Here is a 21,652-nt window from a genome sequence, read left to right on the forward strand (position 1 = left end):
TTTTATGTATTCATTTTCTTTATTCAATGTACGTATTTCTAAAAAAAAGTAATGAAGTCTTAGAAAATATCACAGTGGAAGTGTTGACTCAGAATAGATTTCACCAATTTTAATCGGTCACTGTCATCATTTTTTCGATAGTTTAAATACAGTCCAATATTCGGTAAAGGCACAGCTGTTTTTTTCATCATCACATTAGGTCCTAAGAAATCTTCAACATAGGCAGGAACAATCGTCCAACCCATTTGCATACCGACTAAATTGACATTCATCAAAATATTGCTTGAATGCTGTGAGATCTGCATGGTGGCATTTAGATTCTTAAAAATCTGTTGAGTCTTTTGAAACAGTACTGGTGAAGCCATTTCTTCACTCAGAATGAACTTTTGCCGAACTAGATCATCTTTGGAAATGATTTCTGTTTTTGCAAACGGCGATTGGCTTGGAATGAGTAAAACTAATGGCTCACTAAATAATTCAATCGAAGCGATATGCTCGTCATTGATACATTGGCGCGTAAAGGCAACATCAATTTTATTGTCTTTTAAAGCTTGGATTTGAGCGAGGCAACTCAGGCTGTGAAATTGAATATCGAGCTGTTCTTGTTGTGCACGAATAATTGGCATGACATAGGGGAATATTTTCATTTCAGCAATAGGAAGAAAGCCAATATTAAGCTTATTTTTTTTGGCATCACTGATGGTTTTGACATTGTGAATGGCTTGTTTTGAGAGATCCAAAATATGTTTTGCATCGAGAAAAAACTGTTTACCTTCTTCAGTCAAAGTGAGTGAACGATTTTTTCTTGAAAATAATAAACAGCCTAATTCATTCTCAAGGTCTTTGATTTGTTGGCTTAAAGACGGTTGAGCAATAAAGAGTTTTTCAGACGCACGTGTGAAATTCAGCTCTTCGGCAATGCAGATGAAATAGCGTAAATGTCGAAGTTCCATGCGATGGCCTGATAAGTGCGATAAGTTTATAAGTTGAATTATATCCTGTTGGACTTCAAATGCGAATGAAAGAGCTGAGAGATCGTCGTTTAACAATCATTTAATATGATGAATTGATGAATTGATGAATTGATGAATTGATGAATGTCAGATGGGATTAGATGCGACATCATGAATAAATCAAATAAAATAGCTATGTATAAGAGGTATTCAAAAGGTCGCTAACACTGAGTTTAACGACCTTTAAAGTTTCATACTCTTTAGTTTTTAATCAAGATGATTGGTTAAAAACCAAGTGAGTTTTTTAGATAAAATGAAGGATCAAACTGATGATGGCAATCACACCCGTTGCAATCCAAATCTGTTTGAGCTTCGACTCAAAGTAACTCAGACTCAGTCCAACCCATAAGCTGGAAAAGGTGATCACACCAATCCAATAACTAATCATATTACTGAGTTGAGCATGTTGAATACTGAGGATCAAGGCAATAATCAGCAAAACCCAACCTGTAATGGTGGCAAGTTTTGTTTTGTTCAATGGGAGCTTTTGACCAAAGATTTGCTTCTGATGCTTTTCCATTGAGCTTGCCAAGGCAAACAGACCCACTGAACAAATCGAACAAATCATCAAGAAAAAAATCATCAGTCTTGCTCCTCAACATTGCCTGTTACTTTGCCTTTTTTAGCAGGTAGTCCTTTATGGTTTTCAACTTTGCGTAAGCTAAAGAAGAATAATGTGGCCAATACCCACATCGCTAAGTCAAATGAGGCAATGACCCATTGACCATTGGCAATGGTATTCCATATTGCTTGACCACCAGTCATGAAGTTCACGATAGGCAATAATGCAAATGCAGCAGTCGCAAGCATTAATAGCTCTAGCCATGCTTGACGATGTGTGCGACATGCAGCATAAACCAAGGTCAGTATCCATAAGATAAAGAAGGTGCGAATTTCCCAGTTAAGTCGCATAGGTAGATCAGCAGGGATGAAACGGTTGGCATAGAAATAAGCAGCACATGCGATTGGTAAACCAATGATCGCAGCGATGTTAGTCACTTCAACAACACGATAACCAAACGATTTAAAGCCTTGTTTTTGTTGTTGAGGCGCACGTTTTACACACCACAAGATTAAACCTGTTGCGATCATGATGGTGCCGACAACTCCAGAAAGGAATAAGATCCAACGCAGTGCTAAATCTACCCCACGTGCTTCATGCAAAACAGTGACTACATTATAGATACCATTTGGAATCGATGGATTTTTCAGTTTCGATGATTCATCCGTGATGTTTTTACCTGTCACACCATTGAAGTCTAAAGTTTCGTAAACGCCACGGTGTGCAACACTGGCTGCATTGAGGGCGCGTAATTCAATTTTTGCTTTAGTGGTATTTGGCGCTGTGATACTGATGGTTGAAACTGGATTGTCTTGCCATTTTTCCTCAGCCTGACTCAAAATTGGTGCTATATCTGCCAAGGGTGCAGGTTGAGCAGTCTCTTTATTGCGACCGCGTCCTTCACCACGACCACGGCGCTGTTCACCTGCTTCGTTATTTCCAACTAAATTGTTTTGAGCTAGGTTATTTTGAGCTGAACGTGATTCACCACGTGCAGATGGATTTGACTGATTTTCAGTGTTTTGTTCAATTAAGGAACGTCGTTGATCTTGTAAAAAAGCACCGCGATTTTCATAAATTTGATTGACACCCCAAGGCATGATGGTGAAGAGCAATAACAGCAATCCACTAAAAGTAATCATGATATGGAAGGGAAGTGCAAATACTGCGGTTGCATTATGCGCATCTAACCAAGAACGTTGTCCCTTGCCTGAACGGAAAGTGAAGAAATCTTTAAAAATTTTCTTATGGGTAATGATGCCACTGATAATCGCAACCAACATGAACATGGTGGCAATGCCGACGATCCAACGAGACCAAATACGTGGCATACCATAAAGTTCAAAGTGGAAACGATAAAGGAAGCTACCACCACGTGTTTCACGTGCTTCTAATACTTGCCCAGTACTGCTATCAATCGTGACACGTTCACCACCACGACGTGCACGTGGATCTTCACCTTGTTTACGAATATTCAGTGTGGTTACATTCTGACGTGAGTTCGGGAGTTGAATTGTCCAACTGCCTGCATTGGCATGATTTTCCTGTAAATAGTTTAAAGCGACTTGGGTTTGTTGAACTTGAGATTGGCTTGGAACGGACTGGTGAAATTCAGGTTTCATCCATGTGGTGATTTCAGTTTGAAAAAAACTGAGCGTTCCTGTTAAGAAAATTGCATACAGCAACCATCCTAAAATCAAACTTGCCCAAGTATGTAACCAAGACATTGATTGGCGAGGGCCTTCTACTTTTCCATCTACTCTCATCTTAGTTTCCCATCACCTTATAGCAAACAAACAAAATAAGGCTCGGGATGATTATTCCTAGACTCGCTTTGAGGGTTTTATTGACCATAAACACCCAAATAACAGCAGCACAACTGACGCTAAATGCAATTAATGTTGCAGCCATGGCAGCACTGGATTGATATTCTGCAAAATACTGTGCAATAACAATTGCTGACAATGAAGCAAGTACATATCCGCCGACAGCAGCCAATAAGAATCGATAAGCAATCATGATTCGATAGGTTGTCATGGCAGGTTTGGCTTTAATTTTTGAAGACTTAGGTTTTGTCGCAATAGAGGGAGGGCTCTGCAACTCAAATTCAGTGCTAGACATAGAGCTATCAATTGTGAAAGGATGTAATTAATGCAAATGATAACAATTATTATTACAGTTTTAAATGATCAAATTTATAATAATCAATAAATCTGATTGTAAAAAGCGATTTAAATTGAATAATTCAGTAAATATATGGGCTTGGATTAGGAGATTAGGTTCAAAAGTCTTCGGTAAGATAATCAAAAACAGCAGACTTAAAATAAATGTTCTGAAAATTTTTCAATAAAAAGACTGATTTTAGCTTGAGCATTCAATCAGTCTTTTAAGCGATACAGGTTAATCATTAAACATTATTGTGCGGATTTTATGGATTGGTACTTTGATATTCATTAATGACTTCTAAAGCAGCTCGAAAGGCTTCTTGAGTAGCCGGAGCACCACAATAAGGTAGGCTATGCAGTAACACTTCTTGAATTTCTTCAACAGTCGCGCCATTATTCAATGCACCACGAACATGTCCTTTGAGTTCCATCGGACTTTTTTGTGCAGTAAGAAATGCAATGGTAATGAGCGAATGATATTTACGTGGTAGAACACCTTCACGTTGCCAAGTTGATCCCCAAGCGTGTTCATTGATCCAGTCTTGTAATGGCTGAGTAAAAGGTACGGTATTGTCTTGAGCACGTTTTACAAAAGACTCACCCATGACTTCTGTTCGAACTTTCAAACCATTTTCATAATCTTGTTTTGACATTTTAAGCTCTCTAAAAAAACGCATCCGAAGATGCGTTGTTGAATCAAAAAACTAGGCTGGAATTTCAATCGCAATTGCCGTTGCTTCACCACCACCAATACACAGTGCAGCAACACCTTTGGTTTTACCTAAACGTTTCAATGCATAAATCAAAGTTAAAATAATACGTGATCCTGAAGAGCCCAATGGATGTCCAAGGGCACATGCACCACCATTGATATTCACTTTTTCAATATCAAGATCAAAAGCATCAATCGCTGCCATAGTGACCATGGCAAAGGCTTCGTTGATTTCCCATAAATCCACATCTGCAACAGTCCAACCTGCTTTGGCTAAAACTTTATCAATGGCACCAACAGGAGCGATGGTAAATTCAGAAGGATGTTGTGAATTGGTTGCATACGCTTTAATGGTCGCTAATGTTTCTAGACCCTGAGCAGCTGCATGCTCAGCTGAGGTCACTACGAATGCAGATGATCCATCACTGATAGAGCTGGCATTGGCTGCTGTGATTGTTCCATCTTTTGCAAAAGCAGGGCGTAAAGTCGGAATTTTATCAATTTTAGCGTTAAAAGGATTTTCATCTTGATCAACAGTCACATCACCTTTACGGCTAGAGACAGTCACTGCATTGATTTCATCTTTAAAGAAACCTTGTTCAGTGGCATGTTGTGCACGAGTTAAAGAGCGAATCGCAAACTCATCTTGCTGTTCACGTGTATAAGACTTTTTATTGGCCATTTCCTGAGCCAATACGCCCATCGATAATCCTGTTTCAGCATCTTCCAAACCTTCTTGGAACATGTGGTCCGTGACTTTGCCATGTCCCATACGGAAGCCTGCACGTGCTTTATCCATCAGGTAAGGGGCATTACTCATTGATTCCATACCACCTGCAACCACGAGTTGAGCAGAACCTGCTTTGATGGCATCGGCAGCTTGCATTACCGCTTTCATACCAGAACCGCAAATCTTATTAATCGTTGTTGCACCGACATGATCGGGGATACCTGCAATACGCATCGCTTGACGGGCAGGGCCTTGTTTTAAACCTGCTGGAAGCACACAGCCCATAATCACTTCATCAACTTGATCTGCTGAAACCTTAGCACGTGAGAGCGCAGATTTAATTGACTCAGCACCCAATTGAGGTGAGGTTAAACTTGCAAGGCTCCCTTGAAAGCTTCCCATAGCTGTACGGCTTCCTGCCACAATCACGATGTTTTGACTCATGTTTTCAATCTCCATGTCATTTTCAGTGTTCTGATATTTCAAATGTCTTTTTAAAATTGTCTTGTTAATGAATTTATTTCAGAGGCATAAATTCAAAAAATTATGTGGCTAAAACATAACACAAAAAACTGAATAATGATTCATTATTTTGCTATTGAAGGTATTTTGACATTTTTCAGGCTGAAAACTATTGCACCATAGTCCAAATTTAAACAATTAAAAACGGCTCCATTAGTCTTTCGATTTGGGAGCCGTTTCATACGTACTGATAGACATTTAAATGGTTGGATCTGTTTTGATAGACGTCGGGGATTCATCTACAAATTTCTGATTTTCAATCGCTGCTAGATGTGGATTCTCCACATCTAAATGTTGATTCAGTTCAAAATCAAAGATATCCGTCAGCATGCTGTCAAAACGTTTTGCATTATACGTAGTCAACTGTTCAGCTTCAGCTTGACTGATAAAGCCTGATTTTAATGCTGATTCAATATGTGCTTCAAAGGTCAAACCTTCAAATTGTCCTTTGGATTCTGCTTTTTTAAACTTATTCCAAAGTTCTTCGACTTCAAGCAACATCAGGAAAGTGGATTCCATACGTCCAGTCACATCGTCTGCATCTGTGCTGTAATACACATGCTGTTTCAGTTGATCACGGAAAGCATTTTCTTGCATGATCAATTCACCCGCTTGTAGTTTGAGTTTGTCACTCGGTTTTTTCAGCGGACGACCCAATGGGAAACAGATAAATTTAATCAGTCCTGACGCAAGTTTAATTGGGAAATTATCAAATAGTCCGAAGAATGCTTCTTGTGCATTGAATAATGCATTTTCTAAAGCCAATTGAGCGTGTATTTGTTCTGCTTCAGTACGTTGTCCATATTCATAAAATTTCAAAATCGCCGTAGCAATAAACAAATTGGAATGAATATCGGCAAGGCGACCTGACAACATCTCTTTCCGTTTAATATCACCTGCCAATAATCCTAAACACATGTCTGCTGTCAAAGCGAAGTTAGCGCTAAGTCGATTGATGGTTTTGTAATATGGACGACTAAAATCGTCAGACTTTTCCGATGCATCTGAAGGTCCACCGATATAGCCATAAGCAAATGAACGAGCGGTACGATTAAAGGTATAACCTAAGTGCTTATAAAGCATCTCATTAAAAGTATTTAAGGCTATATCTTTATCTTCAGCTTGTAACAGCTGTAATTCTTCAAATAGATAAGGGTGACAACGCATAGAGCCTTGCCCAAAGATCATTAAAGATCGGCTGAGAATATTGGCACCTTCAACAGTGATTGAAACAGGAATAGCTTGATAGTTTAATGCTAAAAAGTTTCGTGGTCCCATTTGAATGGCACGACCACCGACCACATCCATCCCGTGATTCACCACTTTACGCATGGTTTCAGTGGCATAGTATTTCGCCATCGCGGTCATCACTGCAGGTTTACCGCCTTGATTGAGACCACAGGTAACTAAATATCGAAAGGCTTCGAGCATGTAGGTATCAGCAGCAATATCACTGGTGGCTTCTTGAACACCTTCGAATTTACCGACAGATATTTTGAATTGTTGACGAACTTTGGCGAATGCCCCGACAGTTAAATAACTCATTTCACCTGCAGCGGTAGATAGTGCAGGGAGGGAAATACCACGACCGACTGCAAGGCACTCCATCAGCATACGCCATCCTTTACCTGCATTTTCAACCCCACCAATAATCCAATCGAGCGGGATAAATACATCTTTTCCATCCACTGTTCCATTCATAAATGGAGAACCTGGATTATGCCGTGCACCAACTTTTACACCGTCATGATCTGCGGGGAGCAGGGCGCAGGTTATGCCATATTCGGTTTTGGATTTATCACCCAATAGACCTTCTGGATCATAGAGTTTAAATGCCAAACCAACAACCGTTGCTATGGGGGCAAGGGTAATCCAGCGTTTGGAAAAATTCATTTGTAAGCCGAGCACTTGCTTGCCTTCAAACTCTCCATAACACACCACACCAGTATCAGGAATCGCACCTGCATCAGAACCTGCTTCAGGACTGGTTAAGCCAAAGCATGGAATTTCTTCACCTTTGGCTAAACCAGGCAGATAACGATTTTTTTGTTCTTCTGTTCCATAGTGCAGTAACAACTCACCTGGGCCGAGTGAGTTTGGCACCATACAGCTGACAGCGGTGGTGAGTGAGCGTGAAGCGATTTTGCTCATAATGCGACTTTGTGCAAATGAACTAAAGGCTTTACCGCCGTATTCTTTGGGAATAATCAGACCAAGAAAGCCTTTTTCCTTAATAAATGTCCATACTTCAGGAGGGAGATCTTTTAAATGATGGTGAATTTCCCATTCATTCAACATGCTACACAGTTGTTCAACTTCATTGTCTATGAAAGCTTGTTCCTCGATTGAGAGTGTCGGGTAAGGATAAGCATCAAATTTTTTCCAATCAGGTGCACCCATGAACAGCTCTTTTTCCCACCAACTGGTCCCTGCATCCAATGCTTCACGTTCCGTGGTGCTCATACTCGGCATGGCATTGGCTAAAGTTTTATAAGCAACTTTGGTTATCAATGCCTTACGAAGTGGATCAATCATTACCACCAAACTGATTAAAATCAGCGGGAGTCCCAGTAACAGAGACCACGGGCTGAATAGTGCAGTTGCGATTGCCACAACAATGGTCAAGATGGAACCTGAAGTTCGAGACATCGAGATAAAAAAGATTAACCACAGTGTAAAAATTTGAATCAATATCGCGATAAGAAACAACACAAAAGACATATAACCACTCCGCATTTCAAATTTGAGTTGGATGGTATTGAGCTGAGCAATAGTAAAAATGTTATTAAAATGAAGCTTTTCTAAAATTAGACAGTGTTGCTCAACTGATGGATTTAAAAATAAATTTTGACTGAGTTTATTTTTTAATCAAAAATTAGTGTAGGTTAAAAATCAAAAAGAATAACTTTGCAAAACCAAAAGGGTACATTTGTCAGTTGAAAACTCACTTAATGTATCTGATGTAACATTCTGTATATTTAAAACCTTTCAAAAATTAAATCTTAAAATAACGGATTGAGATACTGATGAACAATTTATATAAACGTTTTGCGCTACTCGTGACTTTATCTGCATCATGTAGCCTGAGCTTTGCAGCAACCTGTTCTAAAACCATGAATAACAATATGGTGAATGATAATTTGAAAATACCAGCCAATGCGGTCTGTGTTTTAAATGGTTCTATGATTAATGGCAACATTGAAGCTTTAACAGGAGCGACATTGATTTTAAATGCTGCAACGGTGAATGGAAATATTGAAGCGAAGAAAGCTAAAGTTGTGAAACTGAATAAATCGACAATTCAAGGTAATGTTGAGCTTGAACAAACAAGTTCTGCAATCGTGATTGATAAATCTGTGATTGACGGTGATTTAAGCTGTTCAGGCAATGTTGCATCAAAAGGCAGTATGAATGTGATTAATGGTGATATTGAAGGGAAGTGTCGTTAATTTCTGTTTAATTATTTTATTGGATATTTATAAAGTTCAATCGAAACGATCAAGCTAAATTAAAAATAAAAAGCCCTCTGAAAACTGTTCAAGAGGGCTTTTTATTGAAGATCGAAACAGGATTATGCTTCGATTGTTTGTACTGCAATTTTCTTCGCTGGGTCTGCTTTACGACGTACCGCTGGAACAGGTTCACCATAGTACTGACGGTCAGCAAAGTAACTTGAACGAACCATTGGTGCAGCCCAAATATTACGGAAACCTAGTTTTTGACCATGAGCGGTATAACGTTCAAATTCTTCAGGCGTTACAAAGCGATCAATAGGAGCGTGTTCTTTAGATGGTTGTAAATATTGACCAATCGTTACGTAATCTACGCCGTGTGAATGCAAGTCATCGAGTAATGCAATCACTTCTTCTTCAGTTTCACCAATACCGACCATCAAACCACATTTAGTTGGAATGTCTGGGCAGTATTCTTTAAACATTTTCAATAAATTGAGTGAATGTTGATAATCAGAACCTGGACGCATTGCTTTGTATAAACGAGGTACAGTTTCGATGTTGTGGTTAAACACATCTGGTGGACATTCCGTCATGATACGTAGGGCAATATCCATACGACCACGGAAGTCAGGCACCAAAATTTCTAATAAAGTTTTTGGACTTAAAGCACGCGCTTCTTTAATACAGTCCACAAAGTGTTGTGCACCACCATCCAATAAATCATCACGGTCTACAGAGGTAATGACTGCATATTTTAAGCCTAAGTTGGCAATGGTTTCTGCCATATGACGTGGTTCATCTGCATCTAAGGCATTTGGACGACCATGTGCAACGTCACAGAATGGGCAACGACGGGTACAAATATCACCCATAATCATAAAGGTTGCAGTACCACCACCGAAACATTCAGGTAGGTTTGGACAAGCAGCTTCTTCACAGACGGTATGTAATTTTTGAGCACGCAGTGTTGTTTTAATTCGTTGAACTTCTTCAGGCGCTGCCATTTTTACACGAATCCAGTCAGGCTTTCGTGGAGTTTCAACCGTAGGAATAACTTTTACAGGTATACGAGCGACTTTCTCAGCGCCACGAAGTTTTTCACCCTGTACTGGTTTACGGTTCTCAGACATATTCAACGATTCCACTGTTTTTGGACGGGGGATATTTTAAAAAAATAGCCCCATTAGTATAACGAAATTGCACTGAAATGGGGTAAAAACGATATTCATTTAATAAATGTCGTTATCAAGCAATATATGAAATTGAAATAAAGCAAAGTCATATAAATTAAGTCATAATAGTGTATAGATATAAATGATATGAACAGTAGGAGCATTGAATGGCGCGTAAGAAAGAGGTCGTGAGTGGAACCTTTGTAAAATACGATGCAGTTGTTTTAGGTTCGGGACCTGCAGGTGAAGGTGCTGCAATGAAGCTTGCCAAGTCAGGCATGCGCGTTGCAATCGTTGATATACGTGAACAATTGGGTGGTAACTGTACCCATGTGGGGACAATTCCAAGTAAAGCGTTGCGTCAAACGGTTTCAAGCATTATTCGCTATCAGCGTGATCCAATGTTTCAAAAAGTGGGTGAATGGAAACAGTTCACCATGAAACAAGTGCTGCAAAATGCACATAAAGTGATTCAACAACAAGTACAAACGCATTCACGTTTCTATGATCGCAACCGTATCGATATTTTTCATGGTCGTGCTTACATTCAAGACAAAAATACAGTGCTTGTATTTAATCCTGAAGGCGTGACAGAAACGATCGTATTTAAGCAATTGGTTGTGGCAACAGGTTCACGTCCTTACCGTCCTTCGGTACTTGATTTTAATCATAAGCGTGTATTTGATTCAGATAAGATTTTGGATCTTGATTTCACCATTCAAAAAATCATTATTTATGGTGCGGGTGTAATTGGTTGTGAATATGCATCGATCTTTATTGGTCTAGATCATAAAGTTGATTTGATCAATACACAGCCGAAGCTATTGAGCTACCTTGATGATGAAATTTCTGATGCATTGTCATATCGCTTACGTGAGCAAGGCGTATTGATTCGTCACAATGAGCAAATTGATCATCTTGAAACGTTTGATGATCACGTTGTACTTCATTTACAAAGTGGTAAGAAGATTAAAGCTGATGCGATCCTTTGGTGTAATGGACGTTCAGGAAATACTGATGGTTTAGGTCTTGAAAATGTAGGGATCACACCGAACAGCCGTGGTCAGTTAAACGTCAATGATCAGTACCAAACTGAAGTTGAAAATATCTATGCTGCGGGTGATGTCATCGGTTGGCCGTCACTTGCTTCTGCTGCGTATGACCAAGGTCGTTGTGCAGGTTCAAATATGAGCGGTGAAATCGGTGTTGCTCCTGTGACAGATATTCCAACAGGTATTTATACAATTCCTGAGATTTCTTCGATTGGTAAAACTGAACAGCAGTTAACTGAAGAAAAGATCCCTTATGAAGTGGGTCAAGCCTCTTTCCGTCATTTGGCACGTGCACAAATTACTGGGGATACAGTGGGTGAGCTTAAGATCTTATTCCACCGTGATACTTTAGAAATTTTAGGTGTGCATTGCTTCGGTAATAACGCTGCTGAAATTATCCATATTGGACAAGCTGTGATGCAAAGTGGCAGAAATACGATCAAGTATTTTGTTGAAACCACATTTAACTATCCAACGATGGCAGAAGCTTACCGCGTAGCAACACTAAATGGTATGAACCGTTTATTCTAAGTTGATATTTGGTTTAGAAATGCAAAGCCCGTGAGTGAAAACTTGCGGGTTTTTTATTTCCTATTTATTTCGAGTTTATGTTTGTAAATTCATTGTTTGAGTATTTTTATATTGAGTAGCTAATACAAATCCACTGCAAATTAGTTGATACTAAGAAACATGTTAGAATCATAGAGTTAAATAAAAAGGTTTAACAAAAGAAGAAAAAGGTACAGGTTGTAGCGTTGTTACTGTTTATAGAGTTTTAAAAGGATAAAAAATGGATGCTTGTAGTTTGAATTGGGAGTTAGCTTCAAAGTTTATTCCATTAGTAACACCTATAGTGGCATGGTGTATATTTAGACAATGGAAGAAGCAAAAGAGAGCTGAATTATTATCTAGTAAATGCCACGATACATATAGAGATTTAAATAACTTTTGTGAACTTATGAATGATTATGTAGACGCGCATAAAGATAACTTAAATCATCCTGAAAATAATAACGTTTTCTATGGAGCTGAGAAAGATTTAAAGCTGAAAGTTGAAGATCTTTATAAAAAAATATTATCAGACTTAGAGTTAATATCATTTGAGAGCAAAGATGAATCCATAAATAAACACTATGAAAATTTTAAATTAAATTTTGATAAATTAGCCGAGTTAATGTATAAAACCTTAGAAAAAGGTAGCTTTCAGAAGAATAAATTATCATTTCAGCTAGATGATAAAGGGGACGAGGATTTAAGGTATTATAAAATAATTGTTAATGAAAATAGAAAAGATATTCAAAACAATATAAATAATTTAAAGAAAATATTACCTAAGTTTATTTTTTTCAACATTCGATAAAATTAATTAAGAGCACACTTAGTCATTTTTTTAGGAACAGTTTGAACACATTTAATATAATTAAATTCACATCATAGATGACCAATGATAGGCAATATAGATGATTCGATCGGTAACCATTAAAGGCTTTCGTTCTATTAGAAATCTGACGCTACCTCTTGCTCAACTTAATTTGATTAGTGGTGCAAATGGTTGTGGAAAATCAAACCTCTATAAAGCGGTGCGCTTACTGCATGATGCAGCCAATGGACAACTCTCTCAGGCAATTGCAAATGAAGGAGGAATTCAAAAAATCATGTGGGCAGGTGGTCATCGGACAGGCGATCGTGCCAAAGACCCCAAGCGTATGAAGTTAGTGGTAGAGATGAAGCATTATGAATACCAACTTGAAATTGGCTTTCCTGAACCTTTAATTAGTTTGTTTGGCCTAGATCCATTGGTGAAGAAAGAAAATATATGGATGAGTGGATATCAACGCCGTAAAATGAGTGTGTTGATGGAGCGGACGAATCAAGCGGCATTTCTTAAAAATGTGGATGGAGAGCAGATTGCTTATCCAATGACGCTTACACAGGAAGATTCGGTCTTTGGACAATTGTCCGATCCGCATTTATATCCCGAAGTTTCTCAAGTTCGCGAGAGTATGAAAAACTGGCGGTTTTATCATGAGTTTTCTGTCAGCTCTGATTCAGCTATACGCATGCCACAGGTGGGCATTCGTTCTCCAATCTTATCGCATGATGGTACAAATTTGGCAGCTGCATTTGAAACGTTGAGAGAACGAGGTCAAACAGAAACCCTGTATGAGGTTTTAGATAAAGCTTTTCCAAATACACGTTTTTTTGTAGATGCACAAGGTGGGCGTTTTCAAATGATGATGCAACGAGAGGGAATATTGCGACCGCTCGAAAGTGCAGAATTTTCAGATGGAACCTTACGTTTTTTATGTTTAGCTGTTGCATTACTTAGTCCGAGACCACCGTTGTTTATGGCATTGAATGAGCCTGAAAATAGTTTGCATCCTAATTTGTTGCCTGCACTTGCCATGCTGATTGCAGAAGCCAGTCGCTATACACAGTTATGGGTGACCAGTCATTCAACAGACTTAGCAGAAATGATTCAAGGGTACTGTGAAGTACAGCATTTTCAATTGGATCAGAAAGAGGGTGAAACAGTTGTGGTTGCGATCAACGGTCAGTCAACATAATTTAAATTTTAGAGTGATTTAAAGCTTTTTTCTTACATATTTTTAAACTGAATTGATCGAAATTAATAAGAAGTAATAAACACTAAAACTTGAAATAATGGTGACTACCACGGGAAGTTTGGTACGAAGTAAAAGTACGACCAATATGACAAATACAATGTCTAACCAACTTCGAATATAGTCTTGAGTCATTTGCACGATTAAGCATAGTAATAATCCAATTACAGCAGCATTAATACCTTCTACGGCACGATAGATTTTTTCCTGTTTCATCAGCCAAGACCAATAGGGCAACGTCCCAAAGATCAGAAAAAATGAGGGTAGAAAAATAGCTAAAGTGGTAATAACTGCATTCAATAGCATGGAATCAGTAATGGGTAATAAAGCGCCCAAATAACTCGCAAAAGTGAAAAGTGGACCTGGCATTAACTGCACCACAGCATAGCCTAAATCAAATTTTTCATTAGAAATTAAACCACCATTAACCAAGTCCTGATGTAATAGTGGAAGGACGATATGTCCACCACCAAAGACCATGGAGGCTGAAGTATAAAAGCTTTCAATGCTGTGTAATGCAGGATGATTAAACTGAGTTTTTAACAGTGCAAAGATCGCAAAAGGAATAATAAAAACAATCAGCCAAAGGTAAGCGGGTATGGGTTGTTGAGGCAGTTTTAAATTTTCAGTTAAAGTATGAGTCGAAGCTGATTTTGTATTATTTTTCTTATGGCTTTTCGTACTATTTCTCTTGATTGTTTTATTTGAAAAAATTAAACCACAGATGGCAGCTACAAAAATCAAAATGATTTGGCTGAGATTTAAATCACTGATGTAAATAAATAAAGCAGATGTAAGCATCAGTAAATATTGCCAAATGGTATTGCAAAAACTTTTCAGCATTTGCCAGAATGCAAAGACGACAACAGCCAATACAATCAATTTTAAAACATGAAATATTTCAGCATTTAAAGCGCCAAAAAAATGTTGTCCTAGATAAGCCAACAGGGTCATTAAGATGAACGAAGGTAGGGTAAAGCCTAACCATGCACTGAATGAACCGATATAGCCACGAGTCAAATAGCCAATCGCGATACCAACTTGACTGCTAGTTGGTCCCGGAATGATCTGTGATAATGCGACCAGTTGGCTGTATTGTTCACCAGAGAGCCATTTTAATTGTTGTACAAATCGTTGATGGAAAAAGACCAAGTGTGCTGCTGGTCCACCAAAGGATATGCATCCTAATTTGAAGAATATGAGAAAAATTTGAAACTGACTGATATCTAAAGGTCTAGGTCGATCTATGTATGGTGTATGTTCAGGACTCGTATTTTGATGGAGTTCAACAGGGGATTTGATCATGGCAGTCTTAATATTTTTTAAAAATAGGATAGCGCTTAAACATGACATTCTGTTGAAAAAATAAAGATAAGTTTAGCGATATAAATGAATAACCCACACGAGGTGGGTTATTTCAAATGAGTATGGGATTGTACTGAACAGTCTTAAATCGTTACATCTACAGCTTAAGCAACCAGTTAATTAAGCGATTAAGCAAATCGGCCTGTTTGGAAATCTGCAAAGGCTTGATGAATTTCAGCCTCGCTATTCATGACAAACGGACCATGTGCCACGATCGGTTCATGAATCGGCTCACCACTTGCGATCAGTAATTTACTGTCTTCAAGCACTTCAATATCGACTTCTGAAACTTCATGATTCAGGTATACTGTTTGAAGATGATTAAAGATCTGACCATCAATTTTAATCGATCCACTGAGTACAAAGATGATGTTGTTCCAAGTTGGATCAAAGTTGAATTGAACAGTTTTATTCGCATTTAATCTTGCATCCAATAAATTTAAAGGACTGTAAGTAAGTGCAGGGCCTTGTGCCATAGTTTTAGCATGCACGTATTCACCCGCAATCACACGAATGGTTCCTTGATCATCATTCAAGATGATTTCAGGGATATTCTGCTCAGTCAGTTCCTGATAGCGTGGTTCAACCATTTTTGAGTGACTTGGTAAGTTGACCCAAAGTTGAACCATGTCGAGATGACCACCATTTTGCGCAAATGCTTTTGAATGATGTTCTTCATGCATAATGCCTCGACCTGCTGTCATCCATTGCACTTCATTCGCACCAATCTTGCCATGATTACCTTTAGAGTCACGATGTTCTAACTCACCTTCATAAACAATAGTGACTGTTTCAAAACCACGGTGAGGATGCATGCCTACACCACGCTGATGTGAACTTGGTTCAAATGGATATCTTTCAGTATATCCCATTACTAAAAATGGACTAGTTGCGCTACTCATGTCGCTCATAGGTAACATCGAGTTGGTTTTAAAACCATCACCGACCCAAGTGCTACGATCACTGGTATATACTTTTTGTATTGAGTTCATTGATTTATCCTTAGATTATGTTTGTCTTAAACATAAAATGGAGTTCACTCGTTATAATTACAGTCAGTTAAGCACAACAGATAATTCTAAAAATGGAACAATTATGCAAAATTTGAATGATTATTATCATTTTGTTCAGGTCGTCAAATACCAAGGGTATACCAAAGCCAGTGAAACCTTGGGGATTACTAAATCCAAACTGTCACGTCGTATTACCGATTTAGAAGAACGCCTCGGGGTACGGCTTATTCAGCGCAATACCCGTAAGTTTACGGTGACTGAAATGGGGCAAAAGTTTTATGAATATTGTTTAAAGATCTTGGATGATGTCACTGCGGCTGAAAATTTTATCCAAAGTGCAAAATCAGATGAGCCTTCAGGTCTAATTAAGTTGTCTTGTCCGATTGCTTTGGTTGAGATGCCAGTGGGCGAAATGGTCGCACAGTTTATGCGTAAATATCCTGAGGTTCAGGTGCATTTATTGGCAAGTAACCATCGTGTGGATTTGATTGAAGAAGGAGTGGATTTAGCGATTCGTGTACGTAACTCAGCACTAGAAGATAGTGAGCTGATCGTACGTGATTTGGATGCATGGGAACATGTATTGGTCGCTGTTCCTGATCTATTTAAAAGATTTAAGCATCCTGAAAGCTTGGATGATTTAAAAGGATTACCAAGTATCGGTTTCCAAAGTCCGAAACAATCATGGCGTTTTAAAAATCAGCAGGATGAAATAGAAGAAATTGAATTTGAACCACGCTTAAAAACCGATAATTTTTCGGCAATGAAAAGTAGTGTGCTGAATGCGGTGGGAATAGCATCGTTACCACGCGTTTTTGTATTTGAGGAATTGAAGAAAGGGGTATTGGTTGAGTTGTTACCAGAGTGGCAATTACCGCGAGGCGTGATTCATATCGCGTATACCTCTAGACAAGGCATGATGCCTGCAATGCGACTGCTATTAGAATATCTCATTGAACAGTTTAAAATTCGTAATTGCGGAGCAAAGACTTAAAATGAAGTCTTTGCTCTGATTTTTTATTTAATGTGAACAGATGAGTTGAAGTGAGATGCTTCTCACTCAGACTCTTCATTTTAATGTGCGCAGAATGCTTGATTGAAGTATTCAAACATTTCAGGTGTCTGCCACCACAATGTAATTGCGAGCAAGATAAATAAAATCACCATGATCACAATGGAGGTTTTTAGCAATAAGTCTGAATTAGTCATGCACGATTGCCTCCTCATTGACATACAAGTGAACCAAAACACCAAATACACTGAGTGCTATAGAGAGCGCCCAGATGATGTTGTAGTTTCCAGTTATATCATGATTTAAACCACCCAACCAACCACCAAAAAATGAACCAACTTGATGGGTGAAAAATACAATCCCACTGAGCATGCTGAGGTATTTAACACCGAACATATTGGCAACGATGCCGTTGGTTAAAGGCACAGTAGAAAGCCATAATAAACCCATGATCATGGCAAATGCATAAATCGTCCATGTACTGAGGGGTAACATCAAAAATGCGATCATGGCGATACCGCGTAAGCCATATAATCCCATCAATAATTTAGGTTTGGAGTATTTGTCTCCTAGCCAACCTGCGGTATAAGTGCCGACAATATTGAATAATCCAACCAAGGCGAGAAATACAGTACCTGTTGTGGTGCTAAATCCATGATCAGTAAGATAACCAGGAATGTGAATCCCTAAAAAGACCACTTGGAAACCACAAACTAGAAAACCCAATGCGAGCCAAATAAAAGGTTTGTGATTTTTAGCAATAATCAGAATTTCTTTAAAGCTCATCGATGGTTTAGCAACCACAGGTGCATTTGGATCGACATACATCGGTGCTTTCAGCATGAATGCTAAAGGAACGACCATGACCACTAAAATGGCAGTGATCAGCAATGCAGATGACCAACCGAATTCTTTTAGTAATAAGAGGGTGGTTGGCAACATGATAAATTGACCAAATGATCCTGCTGCACTGGCTATCCCCATGGCTAGGCTTCGTTTACTTGGGTGGGCTGCACGTCCAACAGCAGAAAGAAGAACAGGGAATGAGGTTGCAGATAAAGCCAAACCGATAATTAAGCCTAAACTCATATTGATCATGAGCCCTGATGAACTAAATGCCATCATGACTAAACCAATGGCATACAGTAAACCACCACCAGCGACGACGAGTTTACTTCCGTACTTGTCGGCTAAAGCCCCAGTAAAGGGTTGAACTGCACCCCAGAGTAAGTTTTGAAAAGCAATCGCCAAACTAAAGACTTGATGACTCCAGCCGAACTCATGGCTCATAGGGACTAAATACAGTCCAAATCCATGACGAATACCTAAAGACAGCGCCAGAATAAAAGCACTACCAATCAGCATATATATAAGTGGTCTGGAAAAACGTGTATCCGTCGTCATCGCGAATCCTAGGACTATGTCAGCGGTTATTGTAATTTATGCACTAAAGCATGACGACAGAATAAAAATTTATCAATCAATAAAAAATATTCATGAATATTGAAAGTGTCAATTGACTTTAGAACTTTATACGTCAATCCTAAGAAGCAAAAAAGCGATCTACTAGAGATCGCTTGGATAAAATCAATCTGATGAAAATTCAGATTTTTATATTAATTGATTTTTTAGAAACGGTAACCAACACCTGCATAGCCCAAAATAGGATTAATCTCGATGTCAGATTTTGCGTCGATGAGTTTCCCTAATTTTTCATCAGTTACAGTAATTGTTGTTTCACCTGTTAGGTGAGCGTAAGAGACAGAACCCACTGCGAACCAACGATCATTAAAGTCATAAGTGAAACCTGCAGTCGCTACAGGGGCAAAGGCGTCACTCGCGTCCAATTTAACTTTTGGATTAGCTGTACTGGCTTTGCCATCTAAGGCTGCACCCGCCGCACCATTTTTAATATTGGCAATTTTATGTCCTGCATTCACTAAATCAGTTTCAAGGTTAGGATTCATCTCTAGATCATTGAAGTAAGCGTACATCATCCCTAAGCCAACATAGGGGCGGAATTTATTGACGCCTGTTTTACCAAAGTGATATTGAAACTCAAAAGCTGGTGTCCAAGCACGTGCTTCTGCTACTTTTCCATGTGCGGACAAATCAGTGATAAAAATATCTTGTTTTAAAGGTAAATCGCCGTCTAAAACTAAACCAGCATCAAGATCTGCGATGATTAAATTAACACTTCCGGGATCAGCTATACCTCTTAAAGGCGCATGAATTTGACCTTTACCTTGTATATCTACTTTTGGTGGAATACCAGCTTTTACTTCAAGTGAAATATTATCGGTAAAGAAATAATTTGTCATGATTCCTAAAGTGGTAACATCATCAGCTTCTAAGCCTGTACCTTGGGCTTTCCATTGCGAGAGACCATCAATAGTCGCAGTCCCAGCAACCTGTGGTTTTAAATATTTTTCACCATTAATCATGTCAACAATCAATGGGCTAGTTAATCCAGAATTTGTTAAAACTTCTAGTTTATTATGTTTAGTGCGCCCATCAGCAGTTGAGGTATCAATAGCATTTAATACTGACTTAGTTGTAACACTTCCAACAGCAGATTTCTCTCCTTCAGCAACAGCGGTATTAATATTAATGGGTTGTGCCTTACCTTGCGGCATCACATGTAATGCACCCACAGATACAGAGAAACGCTTAAATCCATCGCCATCTTTTAAACTAAAATAAGGCGAATCAGCGTGACTGATCAGTGGCAAAGTTAAAATTGATACGGAAATTGCTGTATTAAGCAAAGCTTTTTTCATCTCGGGACTCCGTGTCCAAAAAATTAATGTATTTGTTTTTGTATTGCAGAGTATGAAAACAAAAAATGATCACATTGTTGTCTTAAAACGCAGAATTAGTAGGCTTCCTGTAAGTATCAGGAATATATGTATTAATTATTTTGTAGGGTTGGGTGGTTTTTGTAATGCTTGAATCTCATTAGTATCATTTAATTTGGGCTTTCTTCTTTAAATAAAATGAACTTTCAACTTAAATCCTTTTAGGGCTTAAGAATATCCTCAATATAATTTTGTCTAGAGCATGCAATGATATAACTTTTATAAAATAACTCTAGAGATAAGTAGCAGTGTGATATTTGCTTCTTTTAAAGGGGGTAGTTTTATTTAAGTGTGTTAATACTGATTCTGATCCATAAAAAAGACCCCTTGAGGGGTCTCTTGTATAGAATAAATTTTGACAATTGAATTACTTAAAGCGCGAAAGATCTTCTTCAGGACGTGCAGTTAAAACTTCTACACCAGTTTTAGTCACTAGGAGAGTGTGTTCGTACTGAGCAGATAAACTATGATCCTTAGTCACAACTGTCCATTTGTCTCCAAGGAGTTTGGTTTTCCAATCGCCACCATTGACCATAGGTTCAATGGTAAATGTCATACCTTCTTCAAGAACCATACCAGAGTTGGCTTGACCATAATGGAGCACTTGTGGTTCGTCATGGAAAACTGTACCAATACCATGACCACAGTATTCACGAACAACACCAAAACGTTCGGATTCAACATATTTTTGAATCGCATGACCAATATCACCGATCGTAGAACCGGGTTTAACGGTTTCCATACCACGATACATGGCTTCTTGAGCCACTTTACATAAACGATCAGCAAGAATTGATGTTTCACCACCCACCACATACATCATGTTAGTGTCGCCGTGATAACCATCTTTAATCACAGTTACATCAATATTCAGGATGTCGCCTTTTTTTAATTTTTTTGCATCAGATGGAACACCGTGGCAAACAACATGGTTTACAGATGTGCAAATCACATGTTGAAAAGCAGGGCGTCCAGGTGCTGCGCCGTAGCCTAAGCAAGCTGGAATAGCATCTTGTTTATTCACGATATAGTCATGACAAATCGTATCAAGCTCTAAGGTCGTTACCCCTGGAACAATATGCGGTTTGATCATATCCAAAACTTCTGCCGCCAGTCGTCCCGCCACACGCATTTTTTCAATTTCTTCAGGTGTTTTGATAAGTCGACGTGGAGCCTCGTAAGTACTGTTCATGATCTTTAAAAACTTTTGGAAATTTGTGTGTGACTATGGTATAAATAGCCGCCGAATTTATCAAATGCTTTTTCGTGTATCTATGCACGTATGTTATTTGAAATAGGCGAAACTAAATCCGCACATATGTCGTCACATTTCTCTGGGTGCCAAAAGGGTTTTTAATCCTGAGGTGGAGGATGCTGGACATATGGAGGCCTAACCC

General features: G+C 38.6%; 19 protein-coding genes. 5 read left to right on the forward strand and 14 right to left on the reverse strand.

The window, feature by feature from the left end; translation table 11 throughout:
• Positions 1–59: 59 nt before the first annotated feature.
• The 7 genes from AC5YDM_RS04250 to AC5YDM_RS04280 all read right to left on the reverse strand — a co-directional run bounded on the left by AC5YDM_RS04250 (position 60) and on the right by AC5YDM_RS04280 (position 8,425).
• Positions 60–953: a LysR substrate-binding domain-containing protein gene (locus AC5YDM_RS04250; RefSeq protein ID WP_496150869.1), complete on the reverse strand. Its 894-nt coding sequence runs from the start codon at positions 951–953 to the stop codon at positions 60–62.
• A 304-nt stretch (positions 954–1,257) separates the two neighbouring features.
• Entirely contained in the window at positions 1,258–1,596 is a 339-nt protein-coding gene (locus AC5YDM_RS04255) for a DUF3325 domain-containing protein (RefSeq protein WP_496150870.1), read from the reverse strand.
• Entirely contained in the window at positions 1,596–3,341 is a 1,746-nt protein-coding gene (locus AC5YDM_RS04260; protein WP_496150871.1) for a PepSY-associated TM helix domain-containing protein, read from the reverse strand. The genes AC5YDM_RS04255 and AC5YDM_RS04260 overlap by 1 nt, the downstream gene beginning before the upstream one ends.
• Before the next feature lies 1 nt (position 3,342).
• Positions 3,343–3,696, reverse strand: a complete 354-nt coding sequence (locus AC5YDM_RS04265) for a hypothetical protein (protein WP_496150872.1) — start codon at positions 3,694–3,696, stop codon at positions 3,343–3,345.
• 307 nt (positions 3,697–4,003) lie between these two features.
• Positions 4,004–4,393 (reverse strand): carboxymuconolactone decarboxylase family protein, encoded by a 390-nt coding sequence (locus tag AC5YDM_RS04270; RefSeq protein ID WP_496150873.1) that lies wholly within the window; start codon positions 4,391–4,393, stop codon positions 4,004–4,006.
• A 51-nt stretch (positions 4,394–4,444) separates the two neighbouring features.
• A complete protein-coding gene (locus AC5YDM_RS04275; protein ID WP_496150874.1) occupies positions 4,445–5,626 on the reverse strand; it encodes a thiolase family protein in 1,182 nt (393 codons plus the stop codon).
• 276 nt (positions 5,627–5,902) lie between these two features.
• Positions 5,903–8,425, reverse strand: a complete 2,523-nt coding sequence (locus tag AC5YDM_RS04280) for an acyl-CoA dehydrogenase (protein ID WP_496150875.1) — start codon at positions 8,423–8,425, stop codon at positions 5,903–5,905.
• A 305-nt stretch (positions 8,426–8,730) separates the two neighbouring features.
• On the opposite strand from AC5YDM_RS04280, the gene AC5YDM_RS04285 reads away from it, so the two are divergent.
• Positions 8,731–9,153 (forward strand): hypothetical protein, encoded by a 423-nt coding sequence (locus AC5YDM_RS04285; RefSeq protein ID WP_496150876.1) that lies wholly within the window; start codon positions 8,731–8,733, stop codon positions 9,151–9,153.
• Between the two features lie 122 nt (positions 9,154–9,275).
• Here the strand turns inward: AC5YDM_RS04285 and lipA are convergent, their stop codons facing one another.
• Positions 9,276–10,289 carry a lipoyl synthase gene (gene lipA, locus AC5YDM_RS04290; protein WP_496150877.1) on the reverse strand — a complete coding sequence of 338 codons (1,014 nt, stop codon included), beginning with the start codon at positions 10,287–10,289 and terminating at the stop codon, positions 9,276–9,278.
• Positions 10,290–10,498: 209 nt separating this feature from the next.
• Here lipA and sthA point away from each other — a divergent pair, with 209 nt between their 5' ends.
• The 3 genes from sthA to AC5YDM_RS04305 all read left to right on the forward strand — a co-directional run bounded on the left by sthA (position 10,499) and on the right by AC5YDM_RS04305 (position 13,950).
• Positions 10,499–11,914 (forward strand): Si-specific NAD(P)(+) transhydrogenase, encoded by a 1,416-nt coding sequence (sthA, locus tag AC5YDM_RS04295; RefSeq protein ID WP_496150878.1) that lies wholly within the window; start codon positions 10,499–10,501, stop codon positions 11,912–11,914.
• Positions 11,915–12,173: 259 nt separating this feature from the next.
• Entirely contained in the window at positions 12,174–12,743 is a 570-nt protein-coding gene (locus tag AC5YDM_RS04300) for a hypothetical protein (RefSeq protein WP_496150879.1), read from the forward strand.
• 100 nt (positions 12,744–12,843) lie between these two features.
• Positions 12,844–13,950 (forward strand): AAA family ATPase, encoded by a 1,107-nt coding sequence (locus AC5YDM_RS04305; RefSeq protein WP_496150880.1) that lies wholly within the window; start codon positions 12,844–12,846, stop codon positions 13,948–13,950.
• 42 nt (positions 13,951–13,992) lie between these two features.
• On the opposite strand, the gene chrA is transcribed toward AC5YDM_RS04305, so the two are convergent.
• A complete protein-coding gene (gene chrA, locus AC5YDM_RS04310) occupies positions 13,993–15,312 on the reverse strand; it encodes a chromate efflux transporter (RefSeq protein ID WP_496150881.1) in 1,320 nt (439 codons plus the stop codon).
• A 188-nt stretch (positions 15,313–15,500) separates the two neighbouring features.
• Positions 15,501–16,364, reverse strand: a complete 864-nt coding sequence (locus AC5YDM_RS04315; RefSeq protein ID WP_496150882.1) for a pirin family protein — start codon at positions 16,362–16,364, stop codon at positions 15,501–15,503.
• 103 nt (positions 16,365–16,467) lie between these two features.
• Here AC5YDM_RS04315 and AC5YDM_RS04320 point away from each other — a divergent pair, with 103 nt between their 5' ends.
• Positions 16,468–17,379 carry a LysR substrate-binding domain-containing protein gene (locus AC5YDM_RS04320; protein ID WP_496150883.1) on the forward strand — a complete coding sequence of 304 codons (912 nt, stop codon included), beginning with the start codon at positions 16,468–16,470 and terminating at the stop codon, positions 17,377–17,379.
• 80 nt (positions 17,380–17,459) lie between these two features.
• Here AC5YDM_RS04320 and AC5YDM_RS04325 read toward each other — a convergent pair whose 3' ends face one another.
• The 4 genes from AC5YDM_RS04325 to map all read right to left on the reverse strand — a co-directional run bounded on the left by AC5YDM_RS04325 (position 17,460) and on the right by map (position 21,447).
• Complete coding sequence (locus tag AC5YDM_RS04325) at positions 17,460–17,594, reverse strand: hypothetical protein (protein WP_496150884.1); 135 nt, start codon at positions 17,592–17,594, stop codon at positions 17,460–17,462.
• Positions 17,587–18,801, reverse strand: coding sequence for an MFS transporter (locus AC5YDM_RS04330; RefSeq protein ID WP_496150885.1), 1,215 nt, complete (start codon positions 18,799–18,801; stop codon positions 17,587–17,589). Before AC5YDM_RS04330 ends, AC5YDM_RS04325 begins: the two co-directional genes overlap by 8 nt.
• Before the next feature lie 224 nt (positions 18,802–19,025).
• Positions 19,026–20,177, reverse strand: a complete 1,152-nt coding sequence (locus tag AC5YDM_RS04335; RefSeq protein ID WP_496150886.1) for an OmpW/AlkL family protein — start codon at positions 20,175–20,177, stop codon at positions 19,026–19,028.
• Between the two features lie 445 nt (positions 20,178–20,622).
• The gene (gene map, locus AC5YDM_RS04340; protein ID WP_496150887.1) at positions 20,623–21,447 is read right to left on the reverse strand and encodes a type I methionyl aminopeptidase; all 825 of its coding nucleotides are present in this window, start codon (positions 21,445–21,447) and stop codon (positions 20,623–20,625) included.
• Positions 21,448–21,652 lie beyond the last annotated feature (205 nt).

It is taken from the genome of Acinetobacter sp. CY81, assembly GCF_059515925.1.

What these genes read in the sequence shown, in the direction of transcription:
- AC5YDM_RS04250 (WP_496150869.1), bottom strand. Translation starts at nt 953, where the DNA reads ATGGAACTTCGACATTTACGCTATTTCATCTGCATTGCCGAAGAGCTG.
- AC5YDM_RS04255 (WP_496150870.1), bottom strand. Translation starts at nt 1,596, where the DNA reads ATGATTTTTTTCTTGATGATTTGTTCGATTTGTTCAGTGGGTCTGTTT.
- AC5YDM_RS04260 (WP_496150871.1), bottom strand. Translation starts at nt 3,341, where the DNA reads ATGAGAGTAGATGGAAAAGTAGAAGGCCCTCGCCAATCAATGTCTTGG.
- AC5YDM_RS04265 (WP_496150872.1), bottom strand. Translation starts at nt 3,696, where the DNA reads ATGTCTAGCACTGAATTTGAGTTGCAGAGCCCTCCCTCTATTGCGACA.
- AC5YDM_RS04270 (WP_496150873.1), bottom strand. Translation starts at nt 4,393, where the DNA reads ATGTCAAAACAAGATTATGAAAATGGTTTGAAAGTTCGAACAGAAGTC.
- AC5YDM_RS04275 (WP_496150874.1), bottom strand. Translation starts at nt 5,626, where the DNA reads ATGAGTCAAAACATCGTGATTGTGGCAGGAAGCCGTACAGCTATGGGA.
- AC5YDM_RS04280 (WP_496150875.1), bottom strand. Translation starts at nt 8,425, where the DNA reads ATGTCTTTTGTGTTGTTTCTTATCGCGATATTGATTCAAATTTTTACA.
- AC5YDM_RS04285 (WP_496150876.1), top strand. Translation starts at nt 8,731, where the DNA reads ATGAACAATTTATATAAACGTTTTGCGCTACTCGTGACTTTATCTGCA.
- lipA (WP_496150877.1), bottom strand. Translation starts at nt 10,289, where the DNA reads ATGTCTGAGAACCGTAAACCAGTACAGGGTGAAAAACTTCGTGGCGCT.
- sthA (WP_496150878.1), top strand. Translation starts at nt 10,499, where the DNA reads ATGGCGCGTAAGAAAGAGGTCGTGAGTGGAACCTTTGTAAAATACGAT.
- AC5YDM_RS04300 (WP_496150879.1), top strand. Translation starts at nt 12,174, where the DNA reads ATGGATGCTTGTAGTTTGAATTGGGAGTTAGCTTCAAAGTTTATTCCA.
- AC5YDM_RS04305 (WP_496150880.1), top strand. Translation starts at nt 12,844, where the DNA reads ATGATTCGATCGGTAACCATTAAAGGCTTTCGTTCTATTAGAAATCTG.
- chrA (WP_496150881.1), bottom strand. Translation starts at nt 15,312, where the DNA reads ATGATCAAATCCCCTGTTGAACTCCATCAAAATACGAGTCCTGAACAT.
- AC5YDM_RS04315 (WP_496150882.1), bottom strand. Translation starts at nt 16,364, where the DNA reads ATGAACTCAATACAAAAAGTATATACCAGTGATCGTAGCACTTGGGTC.
- AC5YDM_RS04320 (WP_496150883.1), top strand. Translation starts at nt 16,468, where the DNA reads ATGCAAAATTTGAATGATTATTATCATTTTGTTCAGGTCGTCAAATAC.
- AC5YDM_RS04325 (WP_496150884.1), bottom strand. Translation starts at nt 17,594, where the DNA reads ATGACTAATTCAGACTTATTGCTAAAAACCTCCATTGTGATCATGGTG.
- AC5YDM_RS04330 (WP_496150885.1), bottom strand. Translation starts at nt 18,801, where the DNA reads ATGACGACGGATACACGTTTTTCCAGACCACTTATATATATGCTGATT.
- AC5YDM_RS04335 (WP_496150886.1), bottom strand. Translation starts at nt 20,177, where the DNA reads ATGAAAAAAGCTTTGCTTAATACAGCAATTTCCGTATCAATTTTAACT.
- map (WP_496150887.1), bottom strand. Translation starts at nt 21,447, where the DNA reads ATGAACAGTACTTACGAGGCTCCACGTCGACTTATCAAAACACCTGAA.